This window comes from Culicoidibacter larvae (genome assembly GCF_005771635.1).
GTDB lineage: Bacteria > Bacillota_I > Bacilli_A > Culicoidibacterales > Culicoidibacteraceae > Culicoidibacter > Culicoidibacter larvae.
In genome coordinates this window covers 1-12,569 of record NZ_VBWP01000019.1, presented here as the reverse complement: position 1 = coordinate 12,569, position 12,569 = coordinate 1, and the positions used below count along the sequence as shown (strand labels likewise).

Below are 12,569 nucleotides of genomic sequence, written 5' to 3'. Positions count from 1 at the left end.
AGGGGATTTGGCCGACAAAAAAAGTTGCCAAATAAAACAAGTGATCCCAATTTAATTTACGAGACTGCAGCAAGCATTTTCAATTACTTTTACGAAGAAGATACACCAGTCCGGACTATTAGTGTCGGGTTAGGGAAGTTAGAGGTGTTTCATGGTGAGCAGCTGGACCTGTTTCGCCCCGTAGACAATCAATACTTGTTACATGCTGCAGTCAATCAAATAAAACGTAAATACGGGCAAACAGCGCTATTTAGCGCCACTTCATTAATGCCGAAAGCAAGCTTCTTAGCGAGAAGCGGATTAGTAGGTGGTCATAATGCTTAAACCGGATAAAGTACGCAAAATAGAGAAGTGGTACCCATTTGCTGCACTCTCTGATCCAATCGCTGGCCAATATCACCTGGATCGTATTAATAATTTGAAAACAAAACCAGAGTTATCGGAAGAGCAGATAGAAGAAATTAACCAGGTTATGTTGACCATCCGGCCGAAGGAAACCAAAATTGCGCTCAAATACTTCAAAGATGGACAAATAATAGCAATCACCGGCAGAGTTGACAAAGTTGATCTGATTGATCGCTATATTGATATTCAGGATACGAAGTATGAGTTTGCAGCATTTATCTCAATTGAGATTGTAGGTGATGACATTGACTGATAATCAAGACAAACCATTTATGACATTGGGATACAATAAACCATTAACGGTGAGTTATTGGCTAAATGACCAAGTCACAACTATTACCGGCTATTACAATAACCGTGATAGAAAGCCTGGCCATATTAATATTAGTGGAGTGTTTATTCAAAATGATTCCATAGTTGACATTAAGTAAAAAGGCAGATGCATGTGCAGCTGCCTTTTATATTCATTCTTTGTTTTCTTCTTTAATCCACTTGTCTTTTGGATGGTAACCAGTGCAACGGGTAAAGGTATTATTGCCGCAAGTTGGGCACTTTGGTAGTGCCTTGTTTTTTTCGATTTGTTCATGTTTTTTTCCGCATGTCACGCATGTATACGTTCCAGCGAGATATAAAACTGCCATCCTCATCATTCCAATCTTTCTATCCTACTACTAGTATATATCTATTTTTTCACAATAAAACCTCAATTTATACTATTGTATTTAAAATATGTGTAGCAATATATTCTGAAAGTATGATAAAATAATTTGAAGAGGAGGTCTACAATTGAAAAAAACAACTTTATTATGTACAATTGATAAAAAAATTATAGATCACTTTTCTTTAGCAACTGACAATTGCGAAGTATATATTGGCGAAGATAACTTTTCTCATATGGAAACTAACCATCCAAATGATTTTAAGAAATACTCAAAAGATATTGCTGATATCATTAAATATCCTGACTATATTGCTTGTAATCCAAGTAAAAAAACAAGTATCGAGTTCATTAAACAATATCGAATTAACAATGAGTATGTTTTAGTTGCAGTTCGCGCAACTCAGTCCGGGGTATTCTTTGCAAGAACCCTTTTCGTGATGGATCCCGTGAAAGTAACAAAATACTTAAATAGCGGTTTTATGAAACCAGCTAGAAAAATTTTAAAATAATGTCGGCTTTATGACTTGCAATGATTGTCTGCACGTGATACAATTTATTCATAAGCAGATAGTATTTGAGGGCAGAACAGGGAGCTGCCACCATAACATTTTGTTATTAGGAGATGTAAGATTCCCACCTTACCAAATGCTATTTTTATAGAAAACAGCTTAAGCAATTAAGTTGTTTTTTTGTTAATTTGTATGAATTGAAGTTATATGATAAAATCAAAAGGCATACATGTGCACGTGTGCATTTTCTTATATAGCTCAATCCATGAGTAATATCCCTGTATTTGCGACCTCGATTTGGGGTCGCTTTTAGTTTAAATTGAAAAAGGACCTCAAATTATGTTTCTGCTAGTCTAAAAGGGAGCTTTCCGAAATGAAAAGCTCTCTTTTGTCTATAGTCTGTTTTTTTATGGGGATAAACTTGATATAATAGAAATAACAGGAAATGGAAGGATTGAGTGAAGGATGATCAAAGGAAGCCGAGAAAAACAACTAGGAATATTTGAAGTAGATATTAATGAGTATGTTCCAAGCTATCACTTTAGCTTTAACAATCACCAACTACTTCAATAGCAATAGATTTTCCTGAGCCATATGAATTCCCTTGATTATAATTTAATACAAAAACTGTAATTAGCTTATTTTCTCGGCACACTTGAAAATCATTAATAGTCCTTCCAGATAATTTACTCGTAAATGGAAAGGTTATAGAGTTAATTGCATCAGATTCAATTTTTTCTGTTTTTGCTTTCGGTACATTGGTCTTTGCAGAAACTTGAAAAATATCCAAATTAAATACAAACGTCGAGACAAGTAGCGTTGCAAGCACTGCAATTATAATGTTCTTTTTAATAAATATATCACCTCAAATAGTATTACATTAATTATACCAAAATACGTATAAAAGAAATAGTGATATATGGTATAATAAATCTCGTGCTGATACGATACATGCTTCAGAAAAGAGGGTGCGACCAGAAGTTAAATGTAGGATTGCGTTAAGCTAATATATCCACTTATACTATCCTTATCAGTACAGGCGTTGAGAGTAATCTAAGGGTCTGATGTCAAAACCGATTTGAAAATCCAACTTTATTTTGAGTAACACGGGATACCTCAAAGTTTCTCAAAAAAACTTGTCCACATGATAACGCGGTATCTGAAAGTACCTTTAAGATAGTGAAAACCGAATTTATACATCACCGCTGGTTTAATTCGCTTGAACACTTACAAAGCGAATTAGCTGGTTATATATTTTGGTTTAATCACAAACGCATTCACTCTTCACTTCAATATCTTTCTCTGGTTCAGTTTAAGCAACAGTGTCTAACTTAAATTTGTACATTATAATGTTGCCTTTCCACTATGTATTTGAATATAATTGTGCTAAAATAGTGTATGAACAATACTACTAAAAAGAAAAGAGGGAAATAAATGAAAAAAAAGATTTTAACACTAATATTTATTTTAACGCTATTAGCTGGAAATGGCTATACGCAAACCGTATTTGCTAGCGAAGCTAAGCAAGAGCCTGCAAATGAACAAACAGTAGAAAACAACTTAAGAGTTCTAGTTACTGTAATAATTGGTGATATTGAGTACAAATTAGACGATACTACCAATACTGCTAAGATAACGGATTATGTGGGAGTAGCAAAAGATGTAGTTATACCTAATAAAGTGACCTATAACAGTGTTGACTACAATGTTACTGTTATTGGAGAATATGCGTTTGAACAAACTCAACTATTAAGTGTAGTAATACCAAATAGTATAGTTTCTATTGAAGAAAGTGCTTTTGATTCGAATCAGTTAACAAGTGTTGAGATACCAAACAGCGTCACTACTATAGGTGAATATGCTTTTGCGACTAACAAACTAACAAACGTCGAGATACCAAACAGCATTACTGCTATAGGCGACAATGCTTTTGCGAGAAATCAATTAACTAGCATAGAAATACCAGATAGTGTTGCTTTTATTGGTGATATGGCTTTTAAAGAAAATCAGCTAGCAAGTGTAGAGATTCCAGATAGTGTTACTTTTATTGGTGATATGGCTTTTAAAAATAATGAATTAACAAGTGTAAAGATATCAAATAGCGTTAATACTATTAAATATGGAGCTTTCAGCTTCAATAACTTAACAAGTGTAGATATACCTAATGGGGTTACTTCTATTGATAGTTACTCTTTTGCTTATAATGGATTAACAAGTGTAGATATACCAGAAGGAGTTACCTCTATTGGGGCGAATGCTTTCTCCTATAACCAACTAACAGGCATATCATTACCTAGTTCATTGACTTATATAGGCTCATATGCGTTTGAGAGCAACCAGCTAACAAGTGTAGAGATACCAGATAGTGTCACTAGGTTAGGCAATGATTCATTTAAAAATAATAAATTAACAAACGTAAATATATCAAATAATATTACTGCGATTCTAAACGAGACATTTTATGACAATGATTTAACAAGTGTAGAGATACCTGAAGGAGTTACCAAAATACACGACTTTGCCTTCCAAATAAATCCAATAAGCAGTGTGACTTTACCTAGTTCTTTGACTTATATAGGTTCGTATAATTTTGATGGTCCTCTTGAGACAATCTTTATACCAATGCTTACGGATTTACCTAATATGATTAATATTTTAAGTCAGCCAAGTGTAATGAATTTAACTACAACAAATTATACTTCAATGTACGCACTGGATAATATCCAAGGTGACTACGTAGATGGTACGCTTAGTCAGTATAGTCTAGACTATGGTCAAACACAGGAGTTGGCAGTGGGGCAAATTTATAACCCTGAAGTTAAAAGATATGATAAACCCTCAAACACTTGGGTAGATCCACAGGACAATCCTATTGACATTCCTAATTTTACAGTAGAATGGTTTAATGAAAATGGAGATGTAGTAGGAACAGGAACTACGTTTACAGCAAGTGAAACGGGAACATACCATGCAGTAGTGAATGGCGTGCTTCGATTAACAGATATTAACGTTAGTATCAAATCCCAAGAGCATCTTGTTGCATTTGATGCAAAAGGAGGATCGCCAGTACCAGCAAGTCAAAATGTAGTAGAAGGTGAAAAAGCGACAGAGCCAACAGCACCAACAAAAGAAAATGCAGAGTTTCAAGGATGGTACACAGATGAAACCTATATAACACAGTGGGATTTTAATACCCCAGTAACAAGTAGCATGACACTGTATGCAAAATGGCAGGCAAATGAGACGGAAATACCAACAGAGCCAGTTACTCCTCCAGCAGAGGGGACGTTACCACAAACAGGTGATGCCACATCATTAATGGGATTAGGAGTCATGTTGGTTGGAAGTAGTATACTAGGTATATTTTTACTTAAAAAAAGAAAAATATAAAATTAAAAGATCATACACTATGCACATAGATGTATATTGATTGAATTATTTAATTATATGGAGGTAGAAAAAAATGAAACATAGAACTTTACAAAGACTGGGCAAAATTACTATGGTTTTTATTATCTTTTTTTGTGCTCAACCAATTATAGGATTTAATACAATGAAAGTAGAAGCGTTAAATGAACAATTTACATTGGATGCTATTCCAACACCAAAAGTAGAAGTTTCATTTACTGAAGTTACAACAGCTAGAGTAGCAAGTCCAGAAGAGTTTATAGCAGCATATCAAAATAGTAGTATTTCAAGAATAGTTCTAAATTCTAATATAAGTTTTACTAGTGCACAAACAACTACTATTAGAAATACTGGTTTTAATAGGACTTTACAAATTGATGGAGCAAATTTTTCTTTAATATTTCAAGGGACAGGTGTAAACGGAGAAATATTTAGAAATACAGGAGGAAGCACTGAAAATAAAACTTTTCATTTAAAAAATATTTCGATTTCTAAACAAGATAGAGATCTTGCAGTAGCACTTATTAGAGGAGGTGCTTCAAATTGGGAATATATATTTGATAATTTAACAATCGATACAGGAACAAAATTTGCTTGGATAATGACGGGGGCAGTAAATACTAATTTATTTCTTCGAAATAGTGTAAATGTTACAAAATTTAATGATGATTTTGCTCAAGGAATTAAGGACGTGATTTTTGAAAATAACTCGAATGTTTTTTTATCAAAGCCCGCAGATGGTGCTGCTGTATTTTATGATGATTCACTTCCTTATGACAGTGTGGCCTACTTTGGCAATAGTTCTATAGTTGATATTGAAGGCTCAAATAGTTACCCTATTTTTTATATTTGGAAAAGTATTTATGTTTATCCCAATGCAGATGTAACACTTAGAAAAGTTAACGATGCTGAAGGTGTAATGGATGCATATGGAATTGCTACTCAAGAGTATCGTGTAGATACGGATGCAACTTTAAAGATAAAAAATGGCACTTCTGCATCTTCGGGACCTGCTTTGTATGATTTTGCCAACATTATTGATTTTAAGACTAATCCAGGAGCAAAAGTGGAATTTGTTGGGAATACACAAAGTAGTACAGCAGGAATTATTACTTTTCTCAACGCCAATTCAACTATGCTGTTGGATTCACCCTCATATTTTAATATAGAAAACAAGTCAAATCCATATAGGGCTTTTCACTCATCAAGTAGTACAAATCCAAGTTTGAAAATATTGAATTCTGATATTGGAGCATGGAACATCAACACTAGTCCTTTTGGGCCACCCACTAGTCCATCACCTTTTAATAATGTAAGTCTATACACTGGATCTTCAGGATTGCTAAGTGGGTCTTCCTCAATTTTAAATACAATGCCAAGTGGTTGGGTTACAACTAAATACTTTAGAATTGCTTCCTCTACTCGGCCAACAATAACAATTGAAAATCTTAGGTTATCAGTGGGAAAAACAAAAGAATTGACTCCTTTATATGAACCTAGTAATGCCGTGTTAAGTTATACAGTTAGTGATGCATCAGTAGCAAGCGTTGATGCTTCAGGTGTTGTCACTGGTCTTAAGATTGGAACAACAACAGTTACAATAACTGCAACAAACTCTGAAGGTGTTAGTACAACTACACAATCAACTATTACAGTCTCTGATACACCGCCAGAACTTACAGTACCAGGATATAGTGAAATAGAAATGAATAACGCATTTGATCCAATGACAGGAGTCAGTGCAGTAGATGCAGAAGATGGACCTATTACAGCGAATATCACAATAGATGGAAGTGTTGATACAAGTAAAGCTGGTGTGTATGTACTAACGTATACTATTGTGGATAGTGATGGTAATAGTGTGAGTGCGAAACAAGTTGTATTGGTTAATGATGGACGCTATACAGCAGGAGACACGTATATTATTGAAGCGAGCGATTATACAAGACGTATTGGTCAAGTAGATACGACAGATGCTGCCATGAAAGAAGCTGCAGGAGTTAAAGTATATGAAAAAGAAACTGGACAAGAAAGCAGTGTTCAAGTAAATGTAGTAGATAAAGGCGGCTATGAAGCAAGTGTTGGAACATACGATGTCCGCTATGAAGTAGAAGGTGATGCAAAAGCAACAACAAGCGTACTAGCAACTGTTATTGCTGGAGAAGCACCAGAACTTACAGTACCAGGATATAGTGAAATAGAAATGAATAATGCATTTGATCCAATGACAGGAGTCAGTGCAGTAGATGCAGAAGATGGACCTATTACAGCGAATATCACAATAGATGGAAGTGTTGATACAAGTAAAGCTGGTGTGTATGTACTAACGTATACTATTGTAGATAGTGATGGTAATAGTGTGAGTGCGAAACAAGTTGTATTGGTTAATGATGGACGCTATGTATACGATAATGGATTTATTATTCAAGCATCTGATTTCAGAATAGGAGTTACTAAAGCAAATATTTCAGAAAAAGAGATGAAAGCATTTGCGAAAGTAACGGTTTATGATGTAGGTAATCAAAAATGGTTAGATAACCCAGAAATTATCGTTGATAAAAAGAACTTTGTTGCTGTGGTTGGAAAGTACCCAATTAAATTTACTTTTAATCCAAGTATCACGATTACAGCAACTGTGTATGATGATAAAAGTGATTTACCTATAACAGGAGATAGTAGTAATTCAGTTGTTATCAGTTGGATATTAGTGATGGCAGGTAGCGCATTATTATTTTTACAAAAAAAAGAAAGCTAACTATATTGTTCTCAATTAAAAAATATTAAATATTTTTCTGGTAGTGTAGCAAAACACTATATATTTGAATATAATTGTGTTAAAATTGTATTTGTCAATTTAAAAGGGAACCAGTGTGCCAGCCGAAAAGGGAGCCACTTATTCCTGATTTAACCAAGATTTTGTATCTTCAACCCGGAAAGAATTTCCACTCATATCTAACACATGGGCCCGATGTGCCAAGCGATCTACAATTGCTGCAGTTAACATCGGGTCCTTAAATGTCTCCTCCCAACGCTCGAAAGCCAAATTAGTTGTAATAATCATTGACCCAACTTGGTTTCGATTAGATAAAAGATTAAATAGAATCTCGCTACCAGCTTGATCAAATGAGACATAACCTAATTCATCAAGAATGACTAAATCATATTTACTGAATCGTCGCTTGTAATAGGTGAGTTGGCTAGAACTCATTGCTTCTTTTAACTCAATAACAAGATTGGGAATATTAACAAACAGAACACTTTTTCCAGCCAAACAAGCTTCCATTCCTAGTGACATGGACAGATGTGTTTTTCCAACACCCGGATTTCCAATGAGAATAATATTTTCTTTATTGTCAATAAACCGCAAACTTTCTAATTCTTTAATCTGTTTGCGTAATTTTGTGTCCAAATGACCAACTTGATAACTGTCCATTGTTTGCCGGTTGGGAATTTTAGACTTTCTAACCAGTGCTTGAATACGATTATTAGCTCTTGATTGTATTTCTCCAGTCAATAGGGATGTTAAAAAGGCCTCATAGCCTTGGTCTGTATCTATTGCCTCCTGAATTGCTGATTAAAAATGATTTTTAACATACGCCAGTTTCAGCGTCTTGGCAGCTTCTACAATGTTCATTTATTCATTCCTTCTTTCATATGTAATTTTGAATGGGCTTGTAATTGTATCCTGGCAGCATCGACAGCTCTATTATGACTTATTACTTTTACTGTATTGTCGTCTTTACCTAAACGAATCAATTCGGCGATCAACTTATCTAACTCAAAATCTTTGTACGTAAGCAGATGGCTCAAAAACGTTCGTTCTCGACCTTCATAATACATTTGATAGACTCTTTTAAGCTTGGGGATTGAATCAAGAGCTGCACTATTCGGGAGAGCACCTGGTTTTTGTATTAGTGTTTTCAAATAGTGATTAATATCCAATGAATATTCGCCGAATCCGGTTTTTATTGTATGCCGGCAGACTTCAGTATTTGCGTGAAGAATACTGATGAAGTTCAAATATTTCTTCACAGTGACTATTTTATATACAAGATACTCAGGAACTGAATAAAAATTATTATCTAATTGGATAAAGCTATACTTGCTGACCCGTAGTTTTTGATATGTACAGTATTCATACGTATCGATGACTGGTTTTAAGTATTGTTGTTCCTCTTGGATATTTGTTTGCTCATTCATTTTCTCTAAAACAATTTCTAAATGAGCTTGAGCCTCATTTAAACTTTCAAATGTGTATTTAGTTGTGAATGCTTTACTTCGTATTGTCTTCACACTGTTTTCCACATGACCTTTTTCATTACCTCTATATGGATTAGTGACTACTGGAGTGAATCCATAAAATATTGATAGCTTAATCAACTCGTCATTCAAGACCTTTTTTCGTTTAGTAATAAAACGCGAAACCACATTGCGCATATTATCATAAACAACATTCTTATACACACCACCAATATGGTTAAAGAATTGAACATGTGCATCAATAAAAACAGTCTGGTTGGCATTTTCATATAATCGTGCCCACCGATAACTTGTTGCCGGACTCGAGAAAACAGCGAGCATATACTTTCTCACATGGGTGCCAAACTTTAACTTCACCAAAATCAAACTCAATACGATTGCCCAACTTATATTTCTGTTTAATAAAAACTTCGCTTTGTTTTTCGCGCTTTATTCTCAAATAATTAGTTATTGTACTTCTTCCAATATCATGTCCCTCAGATTTTATTATCTCGTAAATGGCCAGAGCAGTTAACTTTTGCTTATGCGAACCAAGTTCTTTGTTCTTTTTTGCTTCATCAGCTAATATTTCATCCAGCCTCTGATCAATAGCTTGTGTATATTTTAATAATAATCTCGGCTTAGTTGTCGTATACACTGGTTTCTGCACAAGTTTTTCCTGTAACTCTAAATTACCAGGATCTTCCATTAAGGCTGCTTTAGTCTCCAAATATTCATTCCAATACTTAGAAACAGTTCTTCTTCCCATTTTCAATTCTGCTGCTATTGCACGGATTGACATCCCTTGTTCCTTCATGGTTATTATTTCTAGTTTACTCATTATATGAATCACTCCTTACTCAGTCCTTTCAAATTGTATTATACAATTATCCAGAACTGTCTTTTTGAGTGGTTCCCTTTTCGGTTGGTTTTCTCTCTATTTTTGGCTCCCTTTTAAACTAGCACAAACAAAAATATTGTATGACGATACTGCCAGAAAGAAAAGAGGAAATTAAATGAAAAAAAGATTTTTACACTGATATTTATTTTAACGTTATTAGCTGGAAATAGCTATACGCAAACCGTATTTGCTAGCGAAGCTAAGCAAGAGCCTGCAAATGAACAAACAGTAGAAAATAATTCAAGGGCTTTAATTACTGTCATAATTGATGATATTGAGTACGAATTAGATGATACTATCAATACTGCTAAGATAACTTATTATGTGGGAGCAGCAACAGATGTAGTCATACTTAGTCTTCTTTCTGTTTCTTAACCGGCCGGAAACCGATGCAATTTGTAAATACTGTACCTTCACACTTCGGACACACTAATATATCTTTTGTCTTCTCTTGAATTACAATTTTACTGCTACACTCAACACAAGTATATTGACCGGGTAAATACGTTATCATAAAATCATCTCTCCATTCATTCCCTATAAAGTTAGTATATAATATAATCTAAAATATCACAATATAATTCATATTTGAATAACGCTTGTGCTAAAACGACCCTACAAAATAAAATAATAGTATGATATCATAAAGTAAAACTAATAGGATGGATAGAGTAGTGAGAATAATTGATCTTGAACAACAGTATAGAGAATTTGTTTTTGAAGAGTACATTAAACCATATATGTTGAAGTTGGACGAAAGTCAGACTGCAGCATTCGTAAAAGCTTTAAAAATACGATATAGTTATGACATTGAGACAATGAAAATCCCGAAAAATGTTTCAAAATACATTCAGTACATGAACTTAGACGAAAACACAATAAAAATGGAGTTTGCTGAATACATTGAATTAGAATCAAAAGCTGATTATTATGAATGATCACCTTGATTGCAAGCATTAATTATCTATGATAAAATATACTTGCATACATGTGCACGTATGCAAGTTCATAAAAGCTTTTTTCATGAGTTTTATCTCCATAAAAAAAAGACCGCAATTGATACTAGTACCTGTCAAGTAAACAGTAAATAAAAAGTTGTTTAATTTTCAATTTATATTGAGCAGGGCTCAAGTATCGCAAATCTTTTTGGATACGTTCAGTGTTATACCACTGAACGTATTTTTTAATTTCATGTTGTGCTTCTTTCTTTGTAAATGGTTGTCTTGGTCTAAGCCACTCCTCTTTTAATTGAGAAAACCAGTTTTCAATCGGACTATTTTGCCAGCAACAGCCTTTTTGAGACATGCTTCTTTGATAGCCTAGCTGACTAATCATATCCAAATATTCATAAGCGAAATACAAGGCTCCTTGATCAGTATGGATAACGGAATTAGTAGTTTCTCCTTGAGGGATGTTTCTGTAGCTGGCGAAGATTAATTCAACATTATTTTTTGATGATGTCGGATATGATACAATCTCATTATTAAATAAATCCTTGATTGCCGACAAATACAATGTTCCGTCGGTGCATTTGATATAACTCACATCTGAGGAAAGTTTTTCATACGGCGCGAACGACGTGAAGTTACTATTGAGTCTGTTCGGAGCTTTGTTTTTTATAAGTTTTTCTTTTGATTTATTCAGGTAGAGGGGTTTTCTTTTTCTTACGATAACTTCTAGAGATAGGGCGTTCTTATATCTGCGAATCTTCTTGTGATTTAGACATAATCCATACTTCTTTTCAATGTGATGCTTTAAACGAATTGTTCCATACGTTTTGTTCAATGTTTTGTGCTCTGCTGAAATAATTGAAGCAATGACTTCATTAAAATTATTCATAATCGGTTTATTCTGACGCACCCATTTATAATAGCTTTGCGGAATAATATTTAATACTCGACATATTTTTGTAACCGGATAAGTCGATTTAAGTTTATCTATAATCTGGTATTTTTCTATTCGGCTTGCTTGTTCCGGATTTCCATCAGCAGAGCATAAGACTTTTTTAGAATATCAATATCTTCCACTGGTTCCGGTGTTCTGCCACGATTATCTATCGCAAGTGTTCCGTTTAAATATTTTTTCTTCCAATTCGCAATAGTTCCATCAAGTATATTATATTTTTTTGATACATATGAATAGCTCTTTCCGGCAAGAATTTCTTCAACTACCATTTGTTTAAACTCATATGTTCTTTTAATATGTTTTCCCATAATAAAAATACCTCCAAAGTTTCATACTAAATTATAACATTTCTGCTTTTTATTTAGTGTTTACTTTAAAGGTATTATAATCATTGCGGTCTTTTTATGTTAGATTATTCAAAATACGAATATAATATTCACTATTTCACAATATTCATATAATAAAGATTATGTTAACCAATATAAAAACACACAGTTTAAAATTAACTGCGTGTTTTTATATTTTCTTAACTAGTTTCAAA

Annotated in this window: 15 protein-coding genes and 1 pseudogene; 8 read left to right on the top strand and 8 right to left on the bottom strand. The window is 33.8% G+C overall.

Features of this window, described 5'->3' with window-relative positions:
- The 3 genes from FEZ08_RS11950 to FEZ08_RS11940 form a co-directional block, all read left to right on the top strand.
- A partial coding sequence (locus FEZ08_RS11950; RefSeq protein ID WP_199288082.1) for a DinB/UmuC family translesion DNA polymerase occupies window positions 1-324 on the top strand: 324 nt, incomplete at its 5' end.
- A complete protein-coding gene (locus FEZ08_RS11945) occupies window positions 317-658 on the top strand; it encodes a YolD-like family protein (protein ID WP_138192714.1) in 342 nt (113 codons plus the stop codon). The genes FEZ08_RS11950 and FEZ08_RS11945, both read left to right, overlap by 8 nt.
- Window positions 645-836 (top strand): hypothetical protein, encoded by a 192-nt coding sequence (locus FEZ08_RS11940; protein ID WP_138192713.1) that lies wholly within the window; start codon window positions 645-647, stop codon window positions 834-836. The genes FEZ08_RS11945 and FEZ08_RS11940 overlap by 14 nt, the downstream gene beginning before the upstream one ends.
- Window positions 837-869: 33 nt before the next feature.
- Here FEZ08_RS11940 and FEZ08_RS12720 read toward each other — a convergent pair whose 3' ends face one another.
- A complete protein-coding gene (locus FEZ08_RS12720) occupies window positions 870-1,046 on the bottom strand; it encodes a zinc ribbon-containing protein (RefSeq protein WP_171015079.1) in 177 nt (58 codons plus the stop codon).
- 145 nt (window positions 1,047-1,191) lie between these two features.
- Between FEZ08_RS12720 and FEZ08_RS11930 the strand changes: the two genes are divergently transcribed.
- A complete protein-coding gene (locus FEZ08_RS11930) occupies window positions 1,192-1,575 on the top strand; it encodes a PBECR3 domain-containing polyvalent protein (RefSeq protein ID WP_138192710.1) in 384 nt (127 codons plus the stop codon).
- A 547-nt stretch (window positions 1,576-2,122) separates the two neighbouring features.
- Here the strand turns inward: FEZ08_RS11930 and FEZ08_RS11925 are convergent.
- Window positions 2,123-2,365, bottom strand: a complete 243-nt coding sequence (locus FEZ08_RS11925) for a hypothetical protein (protein ID WP_138192708.1) — start codon at window positions 2,363-2,365, stop codon at window positions 2,123-2,125.
- A gap of 356 nt (window positions 2,366-2,721) precedes the next feature.
- Here FEZ08_RS11925 and FEZ08_RS12715 point away from each other — a divergent pair.
- The 3 genes and pseudogenes from FEZ08_RS12715 to FEZ08_RS11910 all read left to right on the top strand — a co-directional run.
- A pseudogene (locus FEZ08_RS12715) lies at window positions 2,722-2,910 on the top strand (IS3 family transposase); the annotation flags it as partial.
- A 99-nt stretch (window positions 2,911-3,009) separates the two neighbouring features.
- Complete coding sequence (locus tag FEZ08_RS11915; RefSeq protein ID WP_138192706.1) at window positions 3,010-4,965, top strand: leucine-rich repeat protein; 1,956 nt, start codon at window positions 3,010-3,012, stop codon at window positions 4,963-4,965.
- A gap of 73 nt (window positions 4,966-5,038) precedes the next feature.
- On the top strand, window positions 5,039-7,738 hold the full coding sequence (locus tag FEZ08_RS11910; RefSeq protein ID WP_138192704.1) for an immunoglobulin-like domain-containing protein: 2,700 nt from the start codon (window positions 5,039-5,041) through the stop codon (window positions 7,736-7,738).
- Window positions 7,739-7,876: 138 nt separating this feature from the next.
- Here FEZ08_RS11910 and istB read toward each other — a convergent pair whose 3' ends face one another.
- From istB to FEZ08_RS12280, 4 genes are all read right to left on the bottom strand, one after another.
- Entirely contained in the window at window positions 7,877-8,539 is a 663-nt protein-coding gene (gene istB, locus FEZ08_RS11905; protein ID WP_277871054.1) for an IS21-like element helper ATPase IstB, read from the bottom strand.
- A 74-nt stretch (window positions 8,540-8,613) separates the two neighbouring features.
- A complete protein-coding gene (locus FEZ08_RS11900; protein ID WP_138192702.1) occupies window positions 8,614-9,564 on the bottom strand; it encodes a Mu transposase domain-containing protein in 951 nt (316 codons plus the stop codon).
- Complete coding sequence (locus FEZ08_RS11895) at window positions 9,509-10,063, bottom strand: helix-turn-helix domain-containing protein (protein ID WP_138192700.1); 555 nt, start codon at window positions 10,061-10,063, stop codon at window positions 9,509-9,511. The genes FEZ08_RS11900 and FEZ08_RS11895 overlap by 56 nt, the downstream gene beginning before the upstream one ends.
- A gap of 412 nt (window positions 10,064-10,475) precedes the next feature.
- Window positions 10,476-10,637 (bottom strand): zinc ribbon-containing protein, encoded by a 162-nt coding sequence (locus tag FEZ08_RS12280; RefSeq protein WP_171015077.1) that lies wholly within the window; start codon window positions 10,635-10,637, stop codon window positions 10,476-10,478.
- 160 nt (window positions 10,638-10,797) lie between these two features.
- Between FEZ08_RS12280 and FEZ08_RS11890 the strand changes: the two genes are divergently transcribed.
- Window positions 10,798-11,061, top strand: a complete 264-nt coding sequence (locus FEZ08_RS11890; RefSeq protein WP_138192698.1) for a hypothetical protein — start codon at window positions 10,798-10,800, stop codon at window positions 11,059-11,061.
- A 124-nt stretch (window positions 11,062-11,185) separates the two neighbouring features.
- Here FEZ08_RS11890 and FEZ08_RS11885 read toward each other — a convergent pair whose 3' ends face one another.
- Both FEZ08_RS11885 and FEZ08_RS11880 read right to left on the bottom strand, forming a co-directional pair.
- Window positions 11,186-12,028, bottom strand: coding sequence for an IS3 family transposase (locus FEZ08_RS11885; protein ID WP_242003501.1), 843 nt, complete (start codon window positions 12,026-12,028; stop codon window positions 11,186-11,188).
- Window positions 12,029-12,078: 50 nt separating this feature from the next.
- Window positions 12,079-12,336 carry a transposase gene (locus FEZ08_RS11880; protein ID WP_138192694.1) on the bottom strand — a complete coding sequence of 86 codons (258 nt, stop codon included), beginning with the start codon at window positions 12,334-12,336 and terminating at the stop codon, window positions 12,079-12,081.
- Window positions 12,337-12,569: the final 233 nt, after the last annotated feature.

Excerpts from the sequence above, each read along its gene's own strand:
- FEZ08_RS11945 (WP_138192714.1), top strand. The coding sequence starts at position 317 with ATGCTTAAACCGGATAAAGTACGCAAAATAGAGAAGTGGTACCCATTT.
- FEZ08_RS11940 (WP_138192713.1), top strand. The coding sequence starts at position 645 with ATGACATTGACTGATAATCAAGACAAACCATTTATGACATTGGGATAC.
- FEZ08_RS12720 (WP_171015079.1), bottom strand. The coding sequence starts at position 1,046 with ATGGCAGTTTTATATCTCGCTGGAACGTATACATGCGTGACATGCGGA.
- FEZ08_RS11915 (WP_138192706.1), top strand. The coding sequence starts at position 3,010 with ATGAAAAAAAAGATTTTAACACTAATATTTATTTTAACGCTATTAGCT.
- FEZ08_RS11910 (WP_138192704.1), top strand. The coding sequence starts at position 5,039 with ATGAAACATAGAACTTTACAAAGACTGGGCAAAATTACTATGGTTTTT.
- FEZ08_RS11900 (WP_138192702.1), bottom strand. The coding sequence starts at position 9,564 with ATGCTCGCTGTTTTCTCGAGTCCGGCAACAAGTTATCGGTGGGCACGA.
- FEZ08_RS11895 (WP_138192700.1), bottom strand. The coding sequence starts at position 10,063 with ATGAGTAAACTAGAAATAATAACCATGAAGGAACAAGGGATGTCAATC.
- FEZ08_RS12280 (WP_171015077.1), bottom strand. The coding sequence starts at position 10,637 with ATGATAACGTATTTACCCGGTCAATATACTTGTGTTGAGTGTAGCAGT.
- FEZ08_RS11880 (WP_138192694.1), bottom strand. The coding sequence starts at position 12,336 with ATGGGAAAACATATTAAAAGAACATATGAGTTTAAACAAATGGTAGTT.